We start from the raw sequence: 24,124 nt of genomic DNA, 5'->3' as shown, positions 1-24,124 counted from the left end.
TTACATACTTTTTTATGTTTAGTTGAAGCTGAAATATAACACCTAGTAGTGAGTTTCAATACTAGGGTAACTGTAAATGGATAACGCAGTAACTGATTACACTTGCAATTTATGTTAACTCCATTATTCTCTACAAAAGTTTTTCTTGATTGGGAAATTAATGCCAGGTGCCTTTGCTCACATTACACTCGTCAACTTATTGAGTGAGACACCTCGCCTTGAGGCAATCCCCAATTTCCCAATTCAAATTATTCCGGGTTTACTCCGGAATTTTAAATTCTGTGAACTGGGTGCGGTAAGTCCAGACTATCCTTATTTAGCTATCACCGATAAGAAATCACTACCATGGGCTGACCGCATGCATTACACCCGCAGTGGCGAAATGATCCATGCTGGTATCGCCAATATCAAAGCCATGGAAGACAGCTTACCTAAACGTAAAGCCATTGCTTGGCTGCTTGGCTATGCTGCCCATATGATTACAGATGTGACCATACACCCGATTGTTGAGCTCAAGGTTGGCCCTTATGCGCAAAACAAAACAGCGCATCGACGATGTGAAATGCATCAAGACAGTTATATTTTTCAGCGGCTTAATCTAAGCAAAATAGGCATATCTGAACACTTCGACTCTGGTATCCGTAGGTGCGGGAAAGCAGGTGTAATGGATGCTGCGATATCTACACTTTGGTCGAACATGTTCAATGATGTTTATCCAGAAGCCTTTATAGAAAATCCACCAGACATCAATAAGTGGCATCAAGCCTTTGACTTTATGGTGGATAAAGTTGGTGAGGAGGGCCATCGATTATTGCCCTTGGCCAGACACGTGGCAGTGAATTGTGGATTGACTTACCCCAATCCAGAAGAAATCGACATGCAATATATTGAGGATTTACATACCCCAAACGGGCCTATGCATTATGACGATATTTTTGACCAAGCCGTGACGAATGTTGGTAATGTCTGGGCGATCGTTGCCAGAGCGATAGTTGCGAACGATAACGCATACAAAAAGGTGATCGGTAACTGGAATTTTGATACAGGAAGGGATCAACATGAAAAGCTTGTCTATTGGGTTTAGCTCATCCATGAAATACCTATCGATCAAAATAGTTTTTATTGGCCTGCTCAGCGGATGTGTCGGCGTCAGCCATAAAAACAATTCGGAAGCTATGTATATCCAAGCATCCGCACTAACCAAATTGAGTAAGGCGGTTGAAGTAACAGTGCGTTATGAAAATCCGCCAGCTAATTTGAGTGATGAAGAGTTACTAAAACTTTCCACAACTGACGATCCGGGTTTATTAGATCCGTTCGATGGGTATACATTAAAGATAAACAGGGATTTCAATCATGCCATTGTGCTGGTATGCAGCAGTGATGGTACGCAGGGTTTACTAGAAGACGCTGGTTGTACAGCAGACTTGGATAATCCTCTTTGGAAACAGACAATGCCATGTGCATTTACTTTAAGCTCAGAAACTACATGTTTTAATAAATAAATTATAAAGAAAAGAGATGCATTACTCTTTTAAAATTTATTTGAATTGAACTCACACCCCAAAGCAGTCATTCTTTTGCATCCTTCAGATACTGAATATCTATCTCCATTGATAAACATTTCAATTCGGACACACACTGTCTGCTGTAATGAAAAATAGTCTGCCAAAACTATTTGTTGTTGCAAACATCACTTTTAATACGATGTTGAATATTTCCATTATCTTTTGCACGTAAAACTTTAGAACTTTCAGTAATTGAAACCACTTCATCAATTATTTCTAGTGGCACTGGCATAAGGTCTGTTCGCTCGCTTGATTGCATTAAGATATGAAGTTCATCGTCTTCAATTCGCCAAACACCACTCGCTTTGAAAAGAACATCGCATTTGTATGAATTATATGCAACAAACTCAAGAGTTCCGTCATCGTGATATGTCGATTTTGAAGGAGGCCTGAGTTCGGAATATGGGTCTGGGCGCCACGTTCCAATTAGCAAGCTTTGTAAGGCATGCGCATCGCCTATCACACCTTTTGCTAAATTTTGATCGGGCGAGGAATCGGGGTCATTTTTAAAAGTAAAAGGTAAAAATAATACTGACTTACTAGGTTTACCATCAATTGTTGCTGGAAGAATTTTCCATCGTGTAACCGTTGCCGTTGCAGACTTATTCAAATTATCATTTGATGATTCCACAATTTTGGAAATGATAACTTCACCACTTTCTGAAATTAAAGTTGCAATTAAAACATTTCCTTCTTGTCCGATCTTATCCGTTTCGTAAAAAGCATTCGTCATATTAATAATTTTTGGAGGGGCCCAAACCTTATTTTCAACATCATTTGAACTGGGAAGATTCGATACTTTTGGATAAATACTTTTACCAAAGTTCAAATAATAATCTCTATTAACTTTATCAATTGTGAGAGTTTCTAGTAGCTTATTGTGATCTGATATATTTCCGCTAGTTCTTGCACTAGTAGTATGAATGTAATGACTACATGCACCAAAAAAAATTAGAGGGAATAAGATTATTATTTTTTTATACATATGCGCTATTCAAGGTTGGTATTTTTTGTTTCATTTCATTCAAAAACCTTAACTCTAGAAAGTTAAATTTGAAAAGACAATGATTTTATTTATTGTAATTGAAGAATTAATTTATAGGGAATTATCAAAGTAAGACTCGCATTGAGTCGTGATGAAAAATAAAACGGCCCAAAGCCAATGTTTAAAAAATCCAAAACATACCGTCCAAATTATGGTAAAAAATATCAACTGATTTTTCTAAGTCCACTTTGAGTTATGGTTGTAAGAAACTAAATTAATTAAATCAACTTTTGATTATTGGGAGAATGTTTTGGCATTAATTGGCAATATTATTTGGTTTGTTTTTGGCGGTTTGATTATGGGTTTAGCATGGTGGCTAGCTGGCATTTTATGTTTTATTAGTATTATCGGCATTCCATGGGGTAAAGCCTGTTTTGTGATTGGTCAATTTGCTTTTTGGCCATTTGGGAAGGAGGCAGTAAGCAGAAAACAAAAATCTGGTAAGGATGATATTGGTACAGGCACGCTTGGCTTAATCGGTAATGTTTTGTGGTTGATCTTTATGGGAATTTGGTTAGCTATCGGACATATCGTCTCAGGGATCCTGTGTTGCCTAACCATCATTGGCATTCCATTCGGGATGCAACATTTCAAATTGGTTCCGATATCACTAATGCCAATTGGCATGACTGTCGTAGATAAGTAATTTACAGCTCTGACTCCACAATTTCAATCAAACTAATCCACAAAGCTGGTAATTAAATTCCGCTAATTTCCAGCTCGGATTACATACTTAAGTTTTATATTTGGTTGATAGGAATCAGTGGTGGCTAATAACAACCAACAGTCTATTTGTCATAAGTCATAAATTGAATGAGTTTGCCAATAGATACAATTGCTTAGCATACATGTAAAAATATGGAATAAAAATTGCACGTTGTTTGAACATGTCTCCTAATTTGCAAACTAAGTAGTTCTCTCATCATGATGCAAACTTTGTATTGGTACGGCATTGACTTAAAGTGGGCGTATTCTGATGTGCTTCGAAACATCTACCGTCATACCTACTGCAAGCAAATTGCATTAGATATACTGCACGACTCGCTGATTAGATATGCATTAGCAAAAAATCCTGATCGCCAGCAGTATCCTCAAGCATTTTTACAAACCATAATCAGAAATCAATTAATTGACTCGCACAACCATAGCGCCAAGTTTGTTTCTTTAGATGCAGAAGAAACGGATGATGCAAACACTTTTGATTTACATAAACATGCTGCTGAACATCAACTCTTTGCTCCATCAGCAGAGCATTTGCTTGATATTCAGCAACGTTTACAAGCGATGCAGGTGTTAATTGATAATTTGCCAACACGATGCAGAGAGGCATTTTGGTTATTTCGTATTGAAGGTAAAGATCAATCTGAAATTGCAGTTCAACTGGGCATTTCCAGAAATATGGTGCAACGCCATGTAATGAGAGCGATGATGGAAATTCTGGAAGCGCAAGACCTTCTCAAGTAAACTCAATCAATTATGCAAGCCTCTAAAAAAAATGCGCTACGAAAAACTGCGGTAGATTGGTTCGTGCGTCTGCAAAATATGGATGTGGAATCCTCAGAACGCAGCGCTTTTGAAGCATGGCTGATGGCTAGTCCTTCGCATCAAGAAGCTTATGCAGAAGTCTCTGGGGTATGGCAAAAGTTAGATTCCACGCCGCAGTTACAACAGCTGGCATCAGCTTTAGAAAGTAAAAATAAATCATCTCGAACCAGAAAAATCAAAGCTGTATCTGCAGCGCTTAGCCTAGTGCTGACCGTTTGCTTGAGTGTATTTGTAGTGGATCTATGGCAATCACAACCCACCATGGAGGTAGTTGCTACCGCAGGTATCGGACAGACAAAAACGCAGCTTCTGGATGATGGAAGTAAGTTTACGATCAACGCAAGTAGCAATATTGAGGTGGTTTATTATCGAAATAAACGACATGTAAAACTACATAGCGGTGAGGCTATATTTGAAGTTGCAAAAAATATGGATAGGCCATTTGTCGTTGAAAGTGAAAACGCAAGAGTCACGGTATTGGGTACTAGATTTGCTGTAAACAAACTAGATACACTAGTGCGTGTCAGTGTTGATCATGGGCGTGTTAAGGTTGAGGGGGTTAATCCTCATGCAGGTTCAACTAGTCAAGATATGATGTTGTCGAGTGGCGAAGTAGCAGAAATTTCCGCTGGTTTAGCGCCAAGAAAAGTTGATCGTCCTGCTCAAGATGCATTTAGCTTTGAAAAAGGGCTTATAACATTTACAAATGCTGACCTTAGTGAAATAAGTGAAACGCTTTCACGCTATCGCCAGCAACCTGTTCTAGTGAAGAGTGGGCAGCAACTCAGTGCAAAAATTACTGCCGTGATCAAGCAACGCAATGTTGAAAGCTTTTTGAATCACTTGCCAGATCTCGCGCCTGTAAGGCTAGAGCAACAAAATGGACAGTTATTAATATCGGAAAAATAACTTTTGATAAAAAATATTTTATACAGACATCAGTAATTTTTTTTTCACAGGGTTGAATAGGTATCAGCAACAATTTTTGTGATACCTATTATGAAGCTACCAAAAAGTGACAATGTAAAAAGTAATCTTAAACTATGCCATTTGATGGTATTTATGGCGCTCTTAGAGATATCAAATCTACCTGCTGCTGCAGAACTCAATACAAACCTCCCAGTTGATAGTAAAAACGGTTCCGGATTAATCAATTTAGAGCTTCCCGCTCAGCCATTAAGTGTCTCACTCAAACAGTTTTCTGAACTTTCAGGGGTTGATTTATCATTTGACAGCAGCATCACCAAAAACCTTGCTGCTCCAGCGGTTAAAGGCCGCATGACACGAAAAGAAGCCTTGCAAAAATTACTCAATGGAAGTGGTTTGAATGGAGCTATTGAGGGTGACAGTGCAGTTATAAAAAAAACTCCAAACAATGATAGCACCAACATCCAACTTGATCAGATCAACGTACGTGCCAAACGCTTTTACGAGATTGGCCCTTTACCTGGTTTAGGCCTCACCAAAGAACAAATTCCTGGCAACGTACAAAGTATTAGCGCTAAAGAAATCAAAGACTCTCACTCGTTAAGTCTGTCTGATTTAATGAACAAAAAACTGCAATCTGTAACTGTTAATGACTATCAAGGCAACCCGTTTCAGATGGATATACAATACCGTGGCTTTACTGCAGGTCCACAACTAGGTACGCCTCAAGGCTTAAGTGTTTTCTTTGACGGCATTCGTGTCAATGAGCCTTTTGGTGACGTGGTGAACTGGGACATGATTCCAATGAACGCCATCGCCAGTGTCGATGTTTTCCCAGGCTCTAATCCTGTTTATGGGCTCAATACGCTTGGCGGTGCTTTTACAATGAGAACTAAAGACGGTTTTAATAACGCTGGAGTCGATGCAGAGGTACTTACAGGTTCATTTGGACGTAAGCAATTGCAAGCAGAGGGCGGTTGGAATAACGGGGCAGTTGCGTTATTTGGTGCGGCGAATATCTTTTTAGAAGACGGCTGGCGCAAAAACTCGCCAAGTGATGTCAATCAATTTTTTGGTAAAGCGAGTTACCGAGGTGATAAACTAGATCTTAATTTCAGCACATTGATTGTGGGTAATGATTTAGTTGGCAATGGTTTGATTCCCAGCGAGATGTACGAGAGAAATCGTAGAGATATTTTTACTGCACCTGATACAACCAAAAATAGATTGCAGCAGTTTCAATTATCTGCAGCATTTCAAGCCACAGATACATTTAGTATTACAGGGCAAGCCTATCGACGAAAAAGCAAACGAGAGTCTGTTGGCGGGGACGTCTATACAGAGTTTGAAAATAAGGAATTAAGACGTAATCTCAATCCGGGCGAGCAATTCACTTGTTTGTTTACCACCACGAATCCTTATAACTTGCCTGATTATTATGTGATGGAGATTCCAAATGGTGATTATTTTAGTTCACCAGCTTTTCTTGATTTTGCCTTAGCACCTACGCTTGAAGATGCTTTTGCAACCTTATCTCCAGCAAGTTTTAATGCACCATTGCCACCAGAGTTGGTTAAGGCTGCGCAAATTAATTTTGCAAATGGTTCGAACTTTCAAACGTCTACAATTTTTCAGCCAAGTACCGGTAGTGGGCAAGTGGAAGAGTTTGGGCCTATCACATCCTATTCAAACGATAATCCTTCATACTACTACCAATCTGTGACGAATTTATCATCGTTAAAAGTATTGTTGAATGATCCGATTGCATATGGATTTACTAATGTAGCTAATTTTTATTACTACACACCAGATGCTGATGGAGGTGTAGGAACTCTAAATGCGCTGATTATAGCTCCACCTACTAATGGCGATGTTTGCAGGGGTGATCTTAGTGACCCATCAGAGCCAAATCAAGCCTTGACTGTATTTGGTCCTGATGGAGGCGAACAGACAATCGATGGAGCAGCCTATAGTTTAACAAATCCAGGTGTCGTGGAAGGAGTGCCGACAGCAGTTATCGCTAACAACTCGATTGATCAAGAGACCGATGGTGCGTCCATACAGTTTAACTGGAATTACGATAAGCATAAGTTCATGATAGGTGCTTCGATTGATAGACCCAGTGCGACTTACTTTAATAGTCTGCAATTAGGCATGCTAGATACAGAACGCAATGCCTTTCTGGCGCCCGAGCTCATTCTCGATCAGTTTGGGGCAGCAACCGTACCACTCAGTAATAATAATTTTGAAGGTGATCAAATCACCAAAAGTGTGTATTTCAGTGAGACATGGAGTCCAATTGAAACGCTGCATATCAATGGCTCTGCACGCTACAACATGACACATGGACAAAACACCATTGCAACGCGTAGTCGTGGCCGCATTCCATTAGAGCTAGCCCAATATATGGCTCTACCAGATTACTTTCAGGTTTGTAGACTAGGTGAAGTTTGTAATACGGGCTATGTTATTCCAAATGGCGCTAACTTACTTAACCCTCCAGAAAAAGAAAAATTTAGCTATTACTCGTTAAACCCTTCCTTGGGTGTGAGTTGGCAAGCAAAACCAGAACTGAATATGTACGCTAATTTTGCTCAGGGAGTGCGTGTACCTTCTGTCATTGAATTAGGCTGTGCGCTGGACAAAACGCTTGTTCCAAACGGGCGTGATGCCGATGGTAATCTAAAGTATGTTTACAAAAGCTTACAGGAAGGTCGCTCTTGCACATTGCCATCTGCTTTATCTGGCGATCCATATTTACCGCAGATTAAGGCCCAAACATGGGAGGCGGGCTTACGCGGCTTGTGGGGCGAAAACTTACAATGGAACCTGTCTGCTTATCAGACCAACTTGCGTGACGATCTCTATCTTGTGACTTTCCCAGGGGGGCAAAGCTTCTTTGATACAGTTGGTAAAACACGTCGTCGTGGTATAGAGGCTGGATTTTCTGGCCAAAAAGATAAATGGGGCTTTAGTCTGAACTACTCTTTAACTGACGCAACCTTCGAGAATAACTTTGAGATTGCTGGCAATGAGAACAGTAGTTCTTACGAAGCGGCAACCTTCCAAGATTTCAGCCGTGTGATTCAAGTGAAAAAAGGTGACACGATGCCAGGTGTGGCGATGCATAACTTAAATGCGACTGTGGATTATCATGTGACACCAAAATGGAAAGTAGGTGTTACAGCTGTTGCCCATTCTGATAGTTTCTTGCGGGGTAATGAAAATAACAAACACCAGAAAGGTGTCGTGTTATATGACACCATTGAGATTGCTGGCATAGACACACTCGTGCCAAGAAGAGTAACGGACAATCCTGGCAAAGTGGATGGTTACATGACGTTTAACTTTCAAACGAGTTATCGATTTAACACTGAGTGGACAGCCAGCATGTTTATTAACAATGTTTTCGATAAGGAGTATTTCAGCGCAGGGCGTTTAGGTCGCAATCCATTCTCAGAAGGCCCTTATGGCGCTATAGGCCCAGATGGTTATAACCACAACTCTACTGAGTGGAAGAACACAAACTTCGTTGCACCTGGCGCCCCTCGCGGCGTGTGGTTCAGCCTTAACTGGCAGTATGACCCCAATGCCAAGCCCAGCTTCTAACATCGCAGCTAACATCACCTTGCAGTTAATGAAGTCTGTTACCTCTAACCAACAAAACAAACAACAAACAACACTCAAAGGAACCCTATGCTCTACCAGCTCCCCAGCATCATCGATAGCGTACTTATCCTACTTGCCCTCATGTCTATCGTCGTATGGGGAGTCGTCATCCATAAATGGGTGAGCTTCTACCAACTCAACAAACGTAACCACCTATTTCTAGAAGAATTCAGCCAAGCAGAAGACCTGCAACATGTACGTGCTAACACCAAACTCACCGATGGCAGCTTGGCAAGAATTTGCCAAGCTGGTTTGGATGAATGGAAACGTTTACGTCTCAGTGTCAACGCATTTAACCATGACGACAGAAAAGAACTGGTCACCGCCGTACTCCAACAACAAGCCCATGTCGAACAATCCCGCACCGAGAAAGGACTCGCCATCCTCGCCAGCATTGGCTCTACCGCACCCTTTATTGGCTTGTTTGGTACCGTATGGGGCATCATGCATGCCCTCAAAGACATCTCCAGCAAAGGCTCTGCTGGACTTGATGTCGTGGCAGGTCCAATAGGGGAGGCCCTGATTGCCACCGGCATTGGCATTGCCACTGCCGTACCTGCCGTACTCGCTTACAACTACTTCCTCAGACAACTCAAATCCTCCAATGCCCAAATCGAGAACTTTGGCATTGCCTTCCACTACCTTATCGTGAAATCTGGCATGGGTACCAAACTACCATGAGCATGTTACTCAGCAATCAAGAAGACCAAGTCATGAGCGAAATCAACGTCACCCCACTGGTCGATGTCATGCTGGTATTGCTCACCGTGTTTATTGTGACCGCACCCTTGCTCATGAATGCAGTCTCCGTCAAACTGCCGCAAGCCAATGCCCACATCGCCAAGACCGAACCCAAGACCTTACAACTTAGCATCTCACCGCAGGGGGACATCACCCTCAACACCACCCCCATTACCATCACCGCACTCAGTGATGAACTCAATATGCTCAAAGCCAGCACCGATCCTGCCATAGAAATCTATGCAGACGAACAGGCTGCGTATGGCACTGTGGCGAAAGTCATGGCCGCCATACAACGTGCCAACATCACCAAATTTAGCTTTGTGATGTTGCCAGAGGCGGTTAGCCCTTAATTGACGCAACTGTCTACCTTCAAACGCAGCTAGCCTCAGCCTTTATATTCATTACACGTACCATGCATACCTACCACCAATCATTTCTTGTGACGACGCAAGACAATGAAGACCAATCCCTAGTGTGGGCCTTAATCGCCTCCATGCTCTTGCATATCGCTATTGCTTATGTGTACCCACAGTTTAAATCACAAAGCATATTGCCACAGCGTACCACTATCCAAGTGCAACTCAACCAACTGCCCGAACAACCGACACCTGCTGCAACACAACCGCCAGCACCACCTACAGTTGAACCCACGGTACAACCAGAGCCACCCAAACCTATTCCACCCACACCGGTGGTACAACCCAAAAAAAAACCACAAGATAAACGGAAAGTGTTGACCACAACAGTGCCCACGCCTGATCAAAGCTACCAAGTCCCTGTGGAACAACAGACAGAGACACCACCAGTCACACAGGAAGAAACACCCCCAGTTCAGACATCACCGAACACCACACCTGCTACAGCTAACCCTACACTAACACAAGCCCAAACAGCACCGACTAATACAGTGCCAACCACGACAAGCACTGCACAACAACAAGCTACCACCAGATCAAGCGAAGTAGCGACCTCAGACGAAGTATGGGATGGCTATGGCAAAGCCTTAGCTGCCATGGTGAATAAACTCAAACAGTACCCGACCATTGCCATACGACGCCATTTAGAAGGGGAGGTGCAAGTGATTGCCAGTTTTAGGCAAGGCAAGCTTGTTTCAGTCGAGCTAGCAAAGGCGAGTCAACACCAAGTACTGAATGAAGAAGCGATGAGAACGATTAAAAAGGCGATTGAGCAGGTAGCGTTACATGCCAATTTAGAGCGTAAAACCTTTACGGTGACGATTCCTGTGGGGTTTAAGTTGGAGTAGGGTAAGGCAAAGCAAAGCAATCTACGGATTGACACATCACGCAATACCCAGCAAAGTAAGGGCCCGATGTCATTCAACAATTAACAATAAGGAGTGTAAATGAATAAATCAGAATTAATCGCAGAAATCGCAACGGAAGCAGGCATCACTAAGGCTGAAGCAGGACGTGTGATTGACGCCACTACATCCGCTATTACAGCTTCTCTCAAGAAAGGCGAAGCCGTGACCTTGATTGGATTTGGTACCTTCAAAGTAAGTAAACGTGCAGCACGTACAGGCCGAAATCCACGTACAGGTGCAGAACTGAAAGTGGCTGCACGTAATGCACCTGCTTTCGCAGCAGGTAAAGCACTTAAAGACGCAGTGAATTAATCTTTAAAATCACCTCAAAAAACAGGGTTTCTATTCAAATCTTAGAGACCCTGAATCTCTTTATAGGCAACAAATAACTAAAGATAACTGTACTTAAATTTATACGAGTCAAAGGTCCACTTTGTGTTGAGTTAAGAGACATTTATTCTTTAGAACGCAAAGTAATTGGACACATAACATATCTTGGTAAAAATGCTTAACCAATCATTCAAACGTAAGAGAGTCGATCGTGAATCATGTTAATTTAATTTTTTCGTTATCTTTGTGCGGGTTACTAAGTGCATGCATGACAAAGTATATAGAGCCATCACAAGGGGAAATTGCTAGGCTAAAAATCGTCAACAACTCAAATCTATTTCTTAGGCTCACTACATTTGAGGATGGAAGCACTTGTAAAGGTTGGCAAGAATTGATTCCTCCCAAGGATCAGCTTGAAATAAACAATCGAGATTTAAAACAAATGGCGTCTTTTAGTATCAATATTAGAGCCAATGCAGAATTCTCATTGCAAACGCATGGTTATTTTGCATATGTTACTAAATGTGAAATGCTTACAACATTCTACCCACAGCCTAATCTAACTTATGAAATGCATTATTCTTACAATGAAGGTGCTTGTTCTTTAGGGGTAATTAAACTGGTGAAGACACCTGATGGCACAAAAGCTGAGCCAGAAAAAACGTTGAGGCAAAGAGAAATTGTTGCAGGGATCACTAACTCAGGCTCCATTTGCAAGTGAACTATCTATCCATTCTTTCAAGCAGGACGCTGGACTTGCCTTAAAAAAGTAGACAATTCAAGCTAACATTATAGTGTCTTGTACAACTGAGCTGCAGAATCCTGTGAATTCAACTGGTCGACGCAACTCACGTTTTAATTATTTCTGCTGGAGTCTCGTATCTAATGTTTTATGTGGCCTTTCGTTTAAATGTTTAGCCACCGCACTTAATTTAGCTTGTGAATGTATCGTTTGCGTCTAAATCGTAATCATTGCTGCTTTCAAGCGCCATCACATAGTAACCGCATGTGTTATTGCCAAGACAAACGGTGATCATTTATAAGTATGAGGAATGATTAATTGCTCATCTAATAGAAGTGATCAAGTGGTTTGCACCATGCCGTTTTATATTGCTTCAAAAATACAAATACTTTTTTCTGTATTGATGTATTGATGTATTGAGTATTACTCGTAGTTTAGCGCTTTCAGCCATCTGTTTGATTTTACTGATTAAAAAATCGTGATCATTTATTCCCATGTTTGTATTTTTAAAAAACATACTTAAATGCATTTTTTATTTTTTATTTGGATCAAACCGCCAATTCAAACTAAACCAAACACCTCTCGGTGCTCCTGGTGCTAAAAAATTAGCGCTCAGCCAGTCATCAGAATTATGGTTATATCCGCCTGGGCCGATTGCACCGTTAATGCTAGGTGAGAATGGGTTACGCCCTAAACGCCCTGCACTGAAATATTCTTTATCAAAAACATTATTGACCAGCATGGTGGCACTCCATTCTGAATTAAATTTATAACTGGTTTGGAAGTTTACTACCCCATAACCATCTACCTTTCCCGGATTACTGAATGGTTGACGTGATATCACTTGCCCTGAAGCATTCGTATATACCTCTGTCACCCCTGCACGATGTTCATTATTTTCATTCCCTCGAATAAAACTCTCCGAATGTAGAACTGCGCTAAACCCAATATTCCATAGATCAGTCATGTCGTATGCTACGCTCGCATTTAGGTTATGTAAGGGTATACCTGGCATACGATCGCCAGGCTTAACGGTAATACTCCTGAATGCTTCTAGATCGCCTACAGCAAAAAGTGCAGAATCCGGCACAGAACTACTGTTATTTTCTGAAATCATTTTAAAACTGTCTTGGAACGTTGCATCTGTCAAACTGTAATTAACGCCAAAACTTAGCTTATTGATCTTGCCTGAAAGACCAGCCTCTAAGCCGCGACGGCGCGTTTTACCTACCGTATCAAAAAAACCTGTGCCATTACCTAATGCAACAAAGTAGATATCGTCTTTTAAATCAGTTTGATAGGCGCTCAGATTCCATCTAACGCTATCTCCTATTGTGCCGCGCAAGCCAATATCATAAGTAGTTGCTTTAATTTGAGGTAAATAAGGGTCTCCAGAAAGCGTTGTAGGTAGCGAGCATTCACGATTTTCTAGCAAGCTTTTAGGAATATCCACCATTTCTTCTGGGTCTGGTATCAAGTTACCATTTTTATCTCCACCCCATGTTTTTGAACCGCTGGGTCTATGATCAAACGCACAACCAAGTTCGATTACACTAGGTGTACGTGTACCTTGCGACCAATTGCTGTAAATATTGAGGTTTTCTTTCGCTTGCCAAGTTGCACCTAAAGACGGGTTAAAGGAGTAAAAGCTAAACTTCTCAGTTTCTGCAGGTTTTAATAATTGGCTACCGTCACTTATTCTATATCCTGTTGTTGGGCAGTTAGCCACACTACCTAAACACAAATTGAAAAAATCTGGGCGCTGCTGGTAGCCTGAAAGCACATAATAACTACCGAATACAGTGCGGCTGGCAACAGTATTCTTAACATGTGTATCGTTGTAGCGAGCGGATCCAGTAATGTTCAGTGTATCTATTGGGCTCCACGTTTCACTAGCGTAAATACTTTTAGTGGTTGAAGTGCCTTCAAAATTGTTATTCGCAATACCAATATCAGCAGCACCGTACTGGTCACGAATACCTTCTGGTGACAGGTAGGCTTTGCGATTATCATCAAATAAACCTAAACGTTGGCTATTAGAGTAACTGGCGCTAGCCGCATCGATTGAAACGCCCACCATAAATTTGTGATGTTCCAGATTCCAATTGAGTTGTAATGATGCGCCGTCTGTTTTTTGTTTGATATTGTTATCAGACAGCACGGAAACAGGGGTCCCTTCAACAACCCCTGGTGCATTGATGCCGTGACCATCCGGGCTTACAGGAAGTCCATTTTCGTTTAGTACATTTACATTGTAGCTAGCCCCTTGACACACATCCTTATTGATTGGGGATTTGGTCAAGACAACATGTTTAACACCGTCTGGCGTATAAAAATAGTTCATATTGACTTCAAAATCAGGGAATAGATCAAAAGTATTGCCGCGAAGCACATCGTAATTCAAACCCAACGTTGAATAAGAATACTCTCCGTTAGAGTATGAAGTAACAGGCCCTAAATCTACAGGTGTTGGGGCACTTTGTTCGCGATATAGAAACGTATCGATAAAGTTTTTCCAGTAATCAAAGCCATTTCTTGCTTGCTTTGCATACTCATCATCTAGCGTTCCATTAAATGCAGTTGGCGGTAGCAATGCTAATGAATCGTTCATGTCGTACCCAGGGTTACCACTATTTGCAAAATAATCCGCCATAAATGGATTAGAGGCGTAATCAAATGGATCAGCTAAATCGATAACATAATAATCGGGCAATTGATATTTATTCGTACTGAGGAACTGACAAGCCACTACTTCACCGGGGTTCAGGTTTCTCTTCACTTCATTAGTCTCGTTGTCAGGAAATCCATCCACATATGCATCAGCACCCAAGGAATGGCGATTACTGTTACGGCGATAGACTTGTCCTGTAACTGTAAAATTATCGTTCACGAAGTAATTGCCTGACAACTGAAATTGGCTAAGCCTGTTTTTGGTGGTATCTTCAGAGGTGAATGAGGCATTTCGATCTTGCTGATACATTTGGTTAGGCAACAAGCCATTTCCCACCAGATCGGTCCCTACCCACAGGGTGCTGAGGTTTAGGTCTAGCTTGTCTCCTCTATAGCTGGCTTTAGTAAAGAGTTGATTCACCTTACTCGGTGAGTTCTCTCGCCAGCCGTCTTCCAGGAAGAAGTTACCTGCTGCAAATAAGCCGATGGTACCGTTGTTCCAGCCACCTTCAGCTTGTAGTTGTTTTCTGCCAAAAGAACCGGTGAGTACATCGGCATCAACACCGGCGTTGTTAAAGCCATCCTTGGTTTTAAGGGTGAATGCACCACCGAGTGTGTTTAAACCAAAGATGGGATTGGAACCTGGAAATACATCCACACCCGCTAGTGCATTCATGGGGATCATGTCCCAGTTGACGACATCACCAAACGGTTCATTAACACGAATCCCATCAAAGAAAACACTTAAGCCTTGAGGAGTGCCAATCTGCGGCCCTGCGGTAAAGCCACGGTATTGCACGTCCATTTGAAAGGGATTACCTTGGTAGTCATTCACCGTGACTGATTGCAGCTTCTTGTTCATTAAGTCGGTAATGCTTAATGAGTGAGAGTCTTTGATTTCTTGTGCAGTAATGCTTTGTACGTTACCGGGGATTTGCTCTTTGGTTAAACCTAATCCAGGCAGTGGGCCGATCTCGTAGAAACGTTTGGCACGAACTTGGATTTCGTCAAGTTCAATAGTTTTATCATTTTCCGAATGCTTTGCACCAAGATCGGGTGTACTGTCTTTTATGATCGAAGGCGAGGCTTTATCTAAATAATAGCCGCCGCGTTGATCATTGACTATCTCTAAACCCGTTCCTTTAAGTAACTCTTTAAATCCGTCTTTAGTATTGAAACTACCATTTAACCCTTTAGTCTCTTTACCTTGCGCAATTTCTGGCGGGTAAGACAGGTATACGCCCGATGAACGTGCAAATTGATTTAATGCATTGTCTAGAGGACCAGAGGGGATACTATATTTTTTATTTGACTTGACGCTGGACTCATCTGCATTTGCCTCAGCAGCTACCATTGAATAAGCAAATGTAAGTTGGATTAATAATGAAGATAGAGTGCGTAAATTCTGATTTGCAAAGGATTTTACTTTTGGTTTTTTATGATTCATTCGCATAACCTATTAAGATTCAAATAGAAAGTTGGGTTCTATCTGATATACCGAATGAAATTTAAAAAACTGTAAAAATTAAACTGTTTAACTACGCTTGTTTAAAGTGATCCAGAAGTGCATTCTTTTTTCTGCAACGATAGGCAGTGTATTTTCTAAGGTTTTAATGACTCTGTCTGGATCATTAATTGGGAATACACCTGATATCTTGAGGTTTACCACAGATGCATTGCAGATAATCTTGCCAGAGCGATAACGATCCAACTCTTTTGCAAAGTCAGCCAAGCGTAGTTCTTTTGCAACTATTACGCCATCAGACCACGCAGAAAGATCTTGATCGGCTTGCATGATTCCATATGCTTGAGAAGTGTCAAAACTTAGTTGCTCACCCACTTTAAGACGGGTTGCTTTGTTGGAGGCGATTGGACGTACTTCTACTGCACTTTCATAGACGGCAACAAACGTGGTGTTTTCTTGTTGATGAACTAAAAAGCGTGTCCCTAATGCCCGAACGTTGCCGTGAGTAGTTTGGATACTAAACGGCCTATGATCATAGGATTGATGACCGGTTGTGATAAGCACTTCACCTTTGAGCAGTTTTATTTGTCGTTGCTGAGCGTCAAAATGAATATCAACGGCACTATCCGTATTTAGGTGTAATTCTGTACCATCGGCTAACATGATCTTGCGTTGTTCACCAACTGCAGTGCCATGGTCAGCTATCATTTGTTGCCATGGTGTAAATTGATAGCCGCTATATGCTAACGTCCCGCTTCCTGCTAAAAGCAGAACGGATTTGAGTACTAATCTTCTGCTTTGAAGTTTGCGATTAACCTCAGAGTTGTCTAAGGTGGCATGAGCAAGCGCTTTAGGAATGGATTTTAAATTACCACTTAAGCCAACTAATTGCTGCCAAGTTTCTTCATGTGTTTGGCTTTGTTTACGCCATTTCTCACAATTCAATAAATCATCCTCGCTTGCAATCCCAGACTGCAAAGTCACCATCCATTTGACGGCTTCTTGAACAATTGTTGATTCAGTAGAAATTTGAGAGGTATTAGTCACTTGTCGCCTTGATAACGTATGGCATAGCAGGCTAGGAATGTTTGAGTCATGTGCTTTTGAACACTACTTAACGATATATTAAGTTTCTCCGCAATTTCAGGATAAGTCAAACCATCTAATTGTGAGAGTAAAAAGACTGTACGTGCTTTACTTGGTAGGCAATCAAGCATTCGATCAATTTCGAACAAAGTATCTAGCACAATCGCCTTTTCTTCAGGGGAGGGGGTTTGTGCTTCTGGTAAATAAGTGAGTGCACTTCTATAAGTAGCTTCGATAGTCTGGCGCCTATAATAGTCAACTAACAGCCCTTTTGAAATCGTGGTTAGAATTGCTTTTGCTTCAGAAATATAAAAAATATTTTGAGAGCTCAGAATTCTTATAAATGTGTCTTGTGCAAGATCAGCCGATTTTTGAGGACAGCTGAGTTTTTTATTGAGCATATTGACCAACCATTTATAGTTGTTTACATACACTTCACTGACCGTTGTCGAACTTATGGTCTTTAGCGATTCATTTAGCTTGATTGAACCAGAATTGCTCATGCTGATTAGATAGTATTTCTAAAGGTAGATATACAGCTACTTGCAAGCTTTGTTCCAACAATCTGGTGCTGATTAACTTGATGATTTAATTGAATAATTACACAATTAGTGTCTTCTCTCTACAATGCTTTTGGCTGTATACAACCGCAAGTCGGTTCATATCAATCATCACACATAATGACATGGGCAAATCAAGTCAATAGAACTATCGAAGCCTCGTCTAGCATCTACAAAATGAGTGGCGAATCAAGTACACTAGCGCCGATTTATATTTTTGGAAGCTTTATGTCATTTTCTCGTTGGGCATTACTACCTCTCATCCTCAGCGCTCTTATTGGTTGTGCTTCAGCGCCACCAATGCAAAAAGCCACCTTAATAAATTCAAATCAGGAGAATAAACTTGTTTATGCTAAACCTGATTTGAACACCCAACTCAATCACTTGCAAAAAGGGATCAACGAAGATAACACTCTGCTTTATTTCCAAAATCAAGGTGGGGGAGGCTTGGCGTTAGGACTCATGGGCCCTTTTGGGGTATTGGCGAACATGAAGATGATTGAAGCAAACACAAATAAAGATCTTGCTCAGCTTCGTGGAAAATTAATGCCCAACCCTCATGTGGCTTTTCAGCAGGCTGCTGATAGCTTGCAAATGGTCATTGAAAATAAACCGTCGCCACAGGATATTCGTGTAACACCGGTAATACTGATATCCAAAACTGACCCATCGACATTTCATATATCAGCCATCACATTTTTTGAAGGTGGCTCTGATAAAGATAAGTGGACACATCGATATCAATATCAACTTCCAGACCAATATACTTTAGAGCAACTGGTTAATCTGACAACCGCACAAATAAGTGACATTCAGACACAAAGTGCGGCGGGATTTACTGCTATCTTAAGACAAGTGAATGAAGAAACGGATGTCAATATAGCTAAAGAGAAGAAAATTATTTTCGAATCTGCCTATTTTAGCCCTCGCTGGACATACGAAATGTTAGGCTCATTAGCTGGGGAGAAAGACGGTCGTATCTGGGTAAGGACTTTTGGGGGGCTGACAGCTATCAACCCTAAAGATGTAAAAATAAAACCTCAGTAATCTTATAATGCGAAACCTAACTGGTTACTGTAAACCACCCATTATGGTTACAAGTAACCATAATGTTTTGATCTTGAATATATCTTCTTTATAAAACAATCGGTTAGTAGCTGGCACATATATTGCAAAAAATATATATGAGTAATTGCGCGTGGCTAATGATATGTCTATAAATCAGGTTTTTCAGCAGGACATTATTGAGAGTTTATATGAGGAGCATCATGCTTGGCTAAGGGCATGGATCAATAGGAGGCTAGGATGTCCGATCGGGGCAGCAGATCTCGCCCAGGATACTTTTCTTAATCTATTATTAAAAGCAGAGCTGCCGGTTCTTCATGAGCCTAAAGCATATTTAAGCCGCATCGCGCATGGTCTATTGGTGGATCATATACGTCGTAGAGATTTGGAACGAGCCTATCTTGATGCACTGGCCCATATTGCATCGAATGAAGCTAGTTCACCGGAGTCGCGGGCACTTATGTTGGAATTGTTGATACGTTTGGATATGATGTTGGATGGACTCTCTGCCAAAGTACGTACAGCTTTCCTACTGGCCCAATTGGAAGGGAAGAGCTATCAGGAAATCGCAACCCACTTAGGGGTTTCTACCCGCACAGTTGGCGCTTATGTGGCTACAGCTATGCTGCAATGTATGGCGTTGTTACAAGAGTAGTTGGTCTGAACATATGCATTCAAAGTTAGCCAACAAAATCACACCAGCCATGCAAGAAGCCAGCGAGTGGTATGCACGCTGGCTTTCAGGTGAAATGGATGACAAGTCAAAACTCACTTGGCAATCTTGGCTAGATGCAGATGAAGAACATAGTCTCGCTTGGCAGAAAATCGAGCGCGTACAAAAACATTTTGACAAGGTCCCAGGCTCGCTGGCACTCGCCACTCTACAAGACCCACCTTCTGCCGAACGGCGTCGCATTCTCAAACATATGGTGCTTCTACTCGCTGTAAGTGGCGTTAGTTATTATGGTTATCGTGAACAGCCATGGCGTGGCATGCTAGCAGATATCAGCACTAGTGTTGGTGAGCGTCGGCAAATTGCCCTTATGGATGGTACTATTGTCCATCTCAATACAGATTCCGCCATTAATACTGTCTTTAGTGATACTGCAAGAGTCGTCGAGCTGATTCGTGGCGAAATATTCATTGAAACCGCTCACGAGCAATCATCCACATATCGTCCTTTCAGTGTAATAACTCGGCAGGGTAGTGTCACTGCACTGGGTACCCAATTTAGTGTTCGAGAGTGGCAGCAGCAAGACTATGTGAAAGTGAATGTATTCGAAGGCCTGATTGAAGTGCGCTCTACTGAAAATGCCGATTCACCCGTGCGTGTGAGTGCAGGTGAGTCAATAGTCTTCTCGCAATCGCAAGTACTTGCCAAAACCAAATTAAAGGCAACAGATAAGGCTTGGGTGAATGGTCTGATAGTTGTCTATGCCATGCGCTTACAAGATTTTGTCGCAGAACTTTCTCGTTACCACTCTGGCGTATTGCGTTGCGATCCAGCGGTGACTAATTTGCAAATTTCCGGATCTTTCCCGATCGGAAATATAGAGGCTGTACTCAACACGCTAGAGCAAACTTTGCCTGTACGTGTCCGTAGATTTACGCGCTACTGGACAACTTTAAGTCCGTCCTAAACGCTGTTTGAATTTTTTTTCAAAAAAATTCAAATTTCACTTCCGGTTTTTATTTTTCATTCGGCATAGCAGTAATCACATAGATTTTTGCTAGTAGAAAGTGTTGTAAGAGAATGAACAATAAAAATAGACCAAGTAGTGCTTTGGAGAGAACTCGGCTGGTATGTGGATTCATCATGCTCTGCGTAATGATGATAGATGCAAATGCTGAAGCTCTCAATATCAGTCTGCCTAAAAAAGCCTATCAAATTCCTGCTGGCGATCTAAGCGATACTCTGCCTAATTATGCAGCCGAGTCAGGTATTTTGCTGGGGTTTGATCCTATTCTCACGCAAGGTAAACGCAGCCATGCACTGAAAGGGCAATATGGCGTACAAGAAGGTTTTGATACCCTGCTGAAAGATAGTGGGCTTGAAGTGACACAAGATAAATCGGGCCGATACCAGCTCCGTCACGCGCCACCCAAACCTAAACCTATTCCCGGTATCAATGACAAACCGCAAGTCAAAGAAGACAAAACCATTCAACTTGACCAAATCCAAGTCCGCGCCAAACGCTTCTACGAGATAGGTCCATTACCCGGCCTAGGTTTAACTAAAGACCAGATCCCTGGTAATGTACAAAGTATCACTGCCAAAGAGATTAAAGAGTCTCACTCATTAAGCATTACTGACTTAATGAACAAAAAACTACAGTCTGTGACTGTCAATGATTATCAAGGCAATCCATTTCAAATGGATGTGCAATACCGTGGCTTTACCGCTGGTCCACAAATTGGCATGCCTCAGGGTTTGTCAGTATTTTTCGATGGTATTCGTGTCAATGAACCCTTTGGTGATGTCGTCAACTGGGACATGATTCCCATGAATGCACTTTCCAGTGTGGATGTCTTCCCTGGCTCTAACCCTATCTTTGGTCTAAATACCTTAGGCGGTGCATTCACAGTAAAAACTAAAGATGGTTTTAATAACGAAGGCATTGATGCAGAAGTTCTTACTGGCTCATACGGACGGAAGCAGCTACAAGCAACAGGCGGGTGGAATAATGGGACTGTTGCATTGTTTGGAGCAGGTAACTTCTTTCTGGAAGATGGTTGGAGAGAGAATTCACCGAGTAAGGTAAACCAGTTTTTTGGCAAGGCGAGTTATCGCGGTGATAAGCTGGACCTCAACCTCAGCACCTTGCTGGTCAAGACAGAGTTGGTAGGCAATGGACTGTTACCAAGCGAGATGTACTCACAGGATCCCAGAAGCGTATTTAGCAGTCCTGATACTACAGATAATCGTTTGGCGCAATTTCAGTTATCCGGCGCGTTCCATGCCAGCGATAACTTTAGCGTCACAGGGCAGGTCTATCGCCGAAAGAGCGACCGCCATCAAGTTGGCGCAGACGTGTTTACTGATATACGAGAAGATGCAGTGCGGCAGATAATGCAAAAATCAGGCGCGGAAACAACCTGCCTGTTTGCGGAATCCGAAGTCACAAAAGGTGTGCCGTTTTATTATGTGATTCCAGTTCCGGCTGATGCGAACGGTTATGCAGACATTTCAGCTACACAGTTTTATACCGATATAGTCAATAATTACTTCGACCCTGCTTACCCTGACGGGCGCTTCTTTGTAAACCCAGCAGATTACCAAGCCAATGCCAATATACCTTTACCTGAAGAGATGGCAGCAAGAATGAGAGACTTGATTGCTTTTGATAAAAACTATTATGAAACCATCATTTATAACAGAGGAGCTTCTAAATCTAATGCCCCTGTTCCATTACTTAGAGACTCTTCAGGTAACCCAGTATTGGATGGATCAGGAAATCCCGTAGCTTCTTTTGGATTTGGTGTTGGTATATTTTCATCAGCACAATTTACGGAACCGTTGGGTAGTAACATTTCCAGCCTATCGCTTGGAGACGATAATTATTTCTTCACACCAGACCCTGGAAATCCAGGGGGGTTTATAAAAAACTTCGTAGTTTTAGCTGCTCCAGCTAACAATGATGCTTGTGTTGCAGGCCGCCTTGCATTGGAGCAATACAGGGCCGACGGGCTAGAGATTCCTATTGATGGCGCGGTCAGCGGCTATGATGCTGTAACAGGCCAAGGCCAGCCAGGAGTGGTTAAAGGAGTGCCGACTGCTATTTTTAACGATAACCAGATCAAGCAAATCGTTGATGGGGCATCAATTCAATTCAACTGGAACCTGGACCACCATAAATTCATGGTGGGCGCCTCCATTGATGCGGCTAGCGCTGAATATAACAATAGTAGCCAACTGGGGTTTCTCACTGCGAATCGCACGGCCTATTTAGATCCGGCGCAAGCGCACCCCATGTTTATCGGAGCTTTTGTGCCACTTAACAATAACGACTTCAATGGCACCAATACCACCAAAAGTATTTATTTCAGCGAGACGTGGTCACCTGTTGCAACATGGAACTTCAGCGCTTCAGGCCGATATAACCAGACTAAGACTATCAACAAGATTGCCGTACGGTATGGTAATGATAACTACGGTATCGGTGACTTGATCAGCTACCCAGATAGATTCAACGTATGTGAAGGAGATTGCACGGTCAATCGGCCTCCCACTGGTAATAAGCCTTTTCTTGGTTTCAAGACAGTAGATGCATCAGAGACCGAAAAATTCAGTTTCTATTCGTTCAATCCTCAATTAGGCGCCACTTGGCAGGCCAGGGAAAACCTGAATCTCTTCGCAAATTGGTCACGGGGTACGCGTACCCCTAGCGTGATTGAGTTGGGGTGTGCCTTCGATAAAACACTGGTTCCGGGGGTGGGCAATACCATGGTCCCTCGAAGTATCGCGGAGAATCGCCAATGCACGCTCCCCACTACGCTCTCTGGCGATCCATTCCTACCACAGATCAAGGCAACCACCTATGACCTCGGAATGCGCGGCACATTCAAGAGCTTATGGGGCACTGAGGACTTACAGTGGAACGTGGGTGCCTACCAGACCGATCTGAAGGATGATATTTATTTCGTGACCTATGGTAATGGCACGGGATTTTTTGACAGCATCGGTAAGACCCGCCGCCGCGGTATTGAGACTGGTCTTTCCGGCAAAAAGGATAAATGGGGCTTCAGTCTAAATTACAGCCTGACTGATGCCACCTTTGAAAACGATTTCAACATGATTAGTGAAGATAATACCAGCGCAACTTTTGTTAAAGGTTTTGGCAAAGTTATTCAGGTCAAAAAAGGTAGTAGTATGCCCGGTGTTGCCCTGCATAACCTGAATGCCAGCGTCAGCTATGACGTAAATGAAAAATGGACGGTAGGGCTAAGTGCTGTGGCACATTCCAAGAGCTTTGTGCGCGGTAACGAAAATAATGAACACAAAGCTGGTTTCCGTGCAGTACTAGATACTTATCCTGACGGCAGTCAATTGTTAGGTAGACCTAATCTTAACCCTGGTACAGTACCTGGATACGCTGTCTTTAATTTACAAACTAGCTATAAGCTCAACGGCGAATGGACAGCAACCATGCAGGTGAACAACCTGTTTGACAGGGAATATTTCACGGCAGGGCGTCTGGGGCAAAACCCGTTTTCGCCCAGTATTTACGGCGCCATAGGTCCGGATGGGTTTAACCATAATTCCGATGAGTGGCTCAGTACCAACTTTATTTCCCCAAGCGCCCCTCGCGGCGTGTGGTTTAGCCTCAACTGGCAGTTCGACCCCAACACCAAGCCTAGCTTCTAGTATGCAGCAGATCATGACA

19 protein-coding genes are annotated in these 24,124 nt (G+C 42.3%); 15 read left to right on the top strand and 4 right to left on the bottom strand.

The window, feature by feature from the left end; all coding sequences use genetic code 11:
- Positions 1–160 precede the first annotated feature (160 nt).
- The gene (locus tag A3Q3_RS0103185) at positions 161–1,084 is read left to right on the top strand and encodes a zinc dependent phospholipase C family protein (protein WP_020182125.1); all 924 of its coding nucleotides are present in this window, start codon (positions 161–163) and stop codon (positions 1,082–1,084) included.
- Positions 1,059–1,505 carry a hypothetical protein gene (locus tag A3Q3_RS0103180; RefSeq protein WP_020182124.1) on the top strand — a complete coding sequence of 149 codons (447 nt, stop codon included), beginning with the start codon at positions 1,059–1,061 and terminating at the stop codon, positions 1,503–1,505. The genes A3Q3_RS0103185 and A3Q3_RS0103180 overlap by 26 nt, the downstream gene beginning before the upstream one ends.
- Positions 1,506–1,674: 169 nt before the next feature.
- Here the strand turns inward: A3Q3_RS0103180 and A3Q3_RS0103175 are convergent, their stop codons facing one another.
- Positions 1,675–2,553, bottom strand: a complete 879-nt coding sequence (locus tag A3Q3_RS0103175; protein WP_020182123.1) for an energy transducer TonB — start codon at positions 2,551–2,553, stop codon at positions 1,675–1,677.
- Between the two features lie 310 nt (positions 2,554–2,863).
- Here A3Q3_RS0103175 and A3Q3_RS0103170 point away from each other — a divergent pair, with 310 nt between their 5' ends.
- The 9 genes from A3Q3_RS0103170 (at position 2,864) to A3Q3_RS14385 (ending at position 11,873) form a co-directional block, all read left to right on the top strand.
- The gene (locus A3Q3_RS0103170) at positions 2,864–3,259 is read left to right on the top strand and encodes a YccF domain-containing protein (protein WP_020182122.1); all 396 of its coding nucleotides are present in this window, start codon (positions 2,864–2,866) and stop codon (positions 3,257–3,259) included.
- Between the two features lie 278 nt (positions 3,260–3,537).
- Positions 3,538–4,077, top strand: a complete 540-nt coding sequence (locus A3Q3_RS0103165; RefSeq protein ID WP_020182121.1) for an RNA polymerase sigma factor — start codon at positions 3,538–3,540, stop codon at positions 4,075–4,077.
- A gap of 12 nt (positions 4,078–4,089) precedes the next feature.
- Complete coding sequence (locus tag A3Q3_RS0103160; protein WP_020182120.1) at positions 4,090–5,067, top strand: FecR domain-containing protein; 978 nt, start codon at positions 4,090–4,092, stop codon at positions 5,065–5,067.
- A 90-nt stretch (positions 5,068–5,157) separates the two neighbouring features.
- Entirely contained in the window at positions 5,158–8,694 is a 3,537-nt protein-coding gene (locus tag A3Q3_RS0103155; RefSeq protein ID WP_020182119.1) for a TonB-dependent receptor domain-containing protein, read from the top strand.
- An 87-nt stretch (positions 8,695–8,781) separates the two neighbouring features.
- Positions 8,782–9,435, top strand: coding sequence for a MotA/TolQ/ExbB proton channel family protein (locus A3Q3_RS0103150; protein ID WP_020182107.1), 654 nt, complete (start codon positions 8,782–8,784; stop codon positions 9,433–9,435).
- Positions 9,432–9,848 carry a biopolymer transporter ExbD gene (locus A3Q3_RS0103145; RefSeq protein ID WP_020182096.1) on the top strand — a complete coding sequence of 139 codons (417 nt, stop codon included), beginning with the start codon at positions 9,432–9,434 and terminating at the stop codon, positions 9,846–9,848. The genes A3Q3_RS0103150 and A3Q3_RS0103145 overlap by 4 nt, the downstream gene beginning before the upstream one ends.
- A 62-nt stretch (positions 9,849–9,910) precedes the next feature.
- On the top strand, positions 9,911–10,762 hold the full coding sequence (locus A3Q3_RS0103140) for a TonB family protein (RefSeq protein ID WP_033424931.1): 852 nt from the start codon (positions 9,911–9,913) through the stop codon (positions 10,760–10,762).
- 99 nt (positions 10,763–10,861) lie between these two features.
- Entirely contained in the window at positions 10,862–11,134 is a 273-nt protein-coding gene (locus tag A3Q3_RS0103135) for an HU family DNA-binding protein (protein ID WP_020182117.1), read from the top strand.
- Between the two features lie 286 nt (positions 11,135–11,420).
- The gene (locus A3Q3_RS14385; RefSeq protein ID WP_157355025.1) at positions 11,421–11,873 is read left to right on the top strand and encodes a hypothetical protein; all 453 of its coding nucleotides are present in this window, start codon (positions 11,421–11,423) and stop codon (positions 11,871–11,873) included.
- Between the two features lie 553 nt (positions 11,874–12,426).
- Here A3Q3_RS14385 and A3Q3_RS0103120 read toward each other — a convergent pair.
- The 3 genes from A3Q3_RS0103120 to A3Q3_RS0103110 all read right to left on the bottom strand — a co-directional run bounded on the left by A3Q3_RS0103120 (position 12,427) and on the right by A3Q3_RS0103110 (position 17,618).
- Positions 12,427–16,011, bottom strand: coding sequence for a TonB-dependent receptor domain-containing protein (locus A3Q3_RS0103120; protein ID WP_020182114.1), 3,585 nt, complete (start codon positions 16,009–16,011; stop codon positions 12,427–12,429).
- Between the two features lie 87 nt (positions 16,012–16,098).
- Entirely contained in the window at positions 16,099–17,076 is a 978-nt protein-coding gene (locus A3Q3_RS0103115; RefSeq protein ID WP_020182113.1) for a FecR domain-containing protein, read from the bottom strand.
- Positions 17,073–17,618, bottom strand: a complete 546-nt coding sequence (locus A3Q3_RS0103110; protein ID WP_020182112.1) for a sigma-70 family RNA polymerase sigma factor — start codon at positions 17,616–17,618, stop codon at positions 17,073–17,075. The genes A3Q3_RS0103115 and A3Q3_RS0103110 overlap by 4 nt, the downstream gene beginning before the upstream one ends.
- A 234-nt stretch (positions 17,619–17,852) precedes the next feature.
- Here A3Q3_RS0103110 and A3Q3_RS0103105 point away from each other — a divergent pair, with 234 nt between their 5' ends.
- The 4 genes from A3Q3_RS0103105 to A3Q3_RS0103090 all read left to right on the top strand — a co-directional run bounded on the left by A3Q3_RS0103105 (position 17,853) and on the right by A3Q3_RS0103090 (position 24,105).
- A complete protein-coding gene (locus A3Q3_RS0103105) occupies positions 17,853–18,722 on the top strand; it encodes a hypothetical protein (RefSeq protein ID WP_157355022.1) in 870 nt (289 codons plus the stop codon).
- 163 nt (positions 18,723–18,885) lie between these two features.
- A complete protein-coding gene (locus A3Q3_RS0103100) occupies positions 18,886–19,395 on the top strand; it encodes a sigma-70 family RNA polymerase sigma factor (RefSeq protein ID WP_020182110.1) in 510 nt (169 codons plus the stop codon).
- Positions 19,396–19,408: 13 nt separating this feature from the next.
- Complete coding sequence (locus tag A3Q3_RS0103095) at positions 19,409–20,380, top strand: FecR domain-containing protein (protein WP_020182109.1); 972 nt, start codon at positions 19,409–19,411, stop codon at positions 20,378–20,380.
- Between the two features lie 176 nt (positions 20,381–20,556).
- A complete protein-coding gene (locus A3Q3_RS0103090) occupies positions 20,557–24,105 on the top strand; it encodes a TonB-dependent receptor domain-containing protein (RefSeq protein ID WP_020182108.1) in 3,549 nt (1,182 codons plus the stop codon).
- Positions 24,106–24,124 lie beyond the last annotated feature (19 nt).

The organism is Methylotenera sp. 1P/1, from assembly GCF_000384355.1.
In the GTDB taxonomy this organism is placed as follows: domain Bacteria; phylum Pseudomonadota; class Gammaproteobacteria; order Burkholderiales; family Methylophilaceae; genus Methylophilus.
Note: the sequence above shows the minus strand (reverse complement) of the source record. Positions and strands in the feature narration are given on the sequence as shown.

What these genes read in the sequence shown, in the direction of transcription:
- A3Q3_RS0103180 (WP_020182124.1), top strand. Translation starts at nt 1,059, where the DNA reads ATGAAAAGCTTGTCTATTGGGTTTAGCTCATCCATGAAATACCTATCG.
- A3Q3_RS0103110 (WP_020182112.1), bottom strand. Translation starts at nt 17,618, where the DNA reads ATGAGCAATTCTGGTTCAATCAAGCTAAATGAATCGCTAAAGACCATA.
- A3Q3_RS0103105 (WP_157355022.1), top strand. Translation starts at nt 17,853, where the DNA reads ATGAGTGGCGAATCAAGTACACTAGCGCCGATTTATATTTTTGGAAGC.
- A3Q3_RS0103150 (WP_020182107.1), top strand. Translation starts at nt 8,782, where the DNA reads ATGCTCTACCAGCTCCCCAGCATCATCGATAGCGTACTTATCCTACTT.
- A3Q3_RS0103185 (WP_020182125.1), top strand. Translation starts at nt 161, where the DNA reads ATGCCAGGTGCCTTTGCTCACATTACACTCGTCAACTTATTGAGTGAG.
- A3Q3_RS0103090 (WP_020182108.1), top strand. Translation starts at nt 20,557, where the DNA reads ATGCTCTGCGTAATGATGATAGATGCAAATGCTGAAGCTCTCAATATC.
- A3Q3_RS0103155 (WP_020182119.1), top strand. Translation starts at nt 5,158, where the DNA reads ATGAAGCTACCAAAAAGTGACAATGTAAAAAGTAATCTTAAACTATGC.
- A3Q3_RS0103100 (WP_020182110.1), top strand. Translation starts at nt 18,886, where the DNA reads ATGTCTATAAATCAGGTTTTTCAGCAGGACATTATTGAGAGTTTATAT.
- A3Q3_RS0103160 (WP_020182120.1), top strand. Translation starts at nt 4,090, where the DNA reads ATGCAAGCCTCTAAAAAAAATGCGCTACGAAAAACTGCGGTAGATTGG.
- A3Q3_RS0103140 (WP_033424931.1), top strand. Translation starts at nt 9,911, where the DNA reads ATGCATACCTACCACCAATCATTTCTTGTGACGACGCAAGACAATGAA.
- A3Q3_RS0103120 (WP_020182114.1), bottom strand. Translation starts at nt 16,011, where the DNA reads ATGAATCATAAAAAACCAAAAGTAAAATCCTTTGCAAATCAGAATTTA.
- A3Q3_RS0103145 (WP_020182096.1), top strand. Translation starts at nt 9,432, where the DNA reads ATGAGCATGTTACTCAGCAATCAAGAAGACCAAGTCATGAGCGAAATC.
- A3Q3_RS0103095 (WP_020182109.1), top strand. Translation starts at nt 19,409, where the DNA reads ATGCATTCAAAGTTAGCCAACAAAATCACACCAGCCATGCAAGAAGCC.
- A3Q3_RS14385 (WP_157355025.1), top strand. Translation starts at nt 11,421, where the DNA reads ATGACAAAGTATATAGAGCCATCACAAGGGGAAATTGCTAGGCTAAAA.
- A3Q3_RS0103165 (WP_020182121.1), top strand. Translation starts at nt 3,538, where the DNA reads ATGATGCAAACTTTGTATTGGTACGGCATTGACTTAAAGTGGGCGTAT.
- A3Q3_RS0103175 (WP_020182123.1), bottom strand. Translation starts at nt 2,553, where the DNA reads ATGTATAAAAAAATAATAATCTTATTCCCTCTAATTTTTTTTGGTGCA.
- A3Q3_RS0103135 (WP_020182117.1), top strand. Translation starts at nt 10,862, where the DNA reads ATGAATAAATCAGAATTAATCGCAGAAATCGCAACGGAAGCAGGCATC.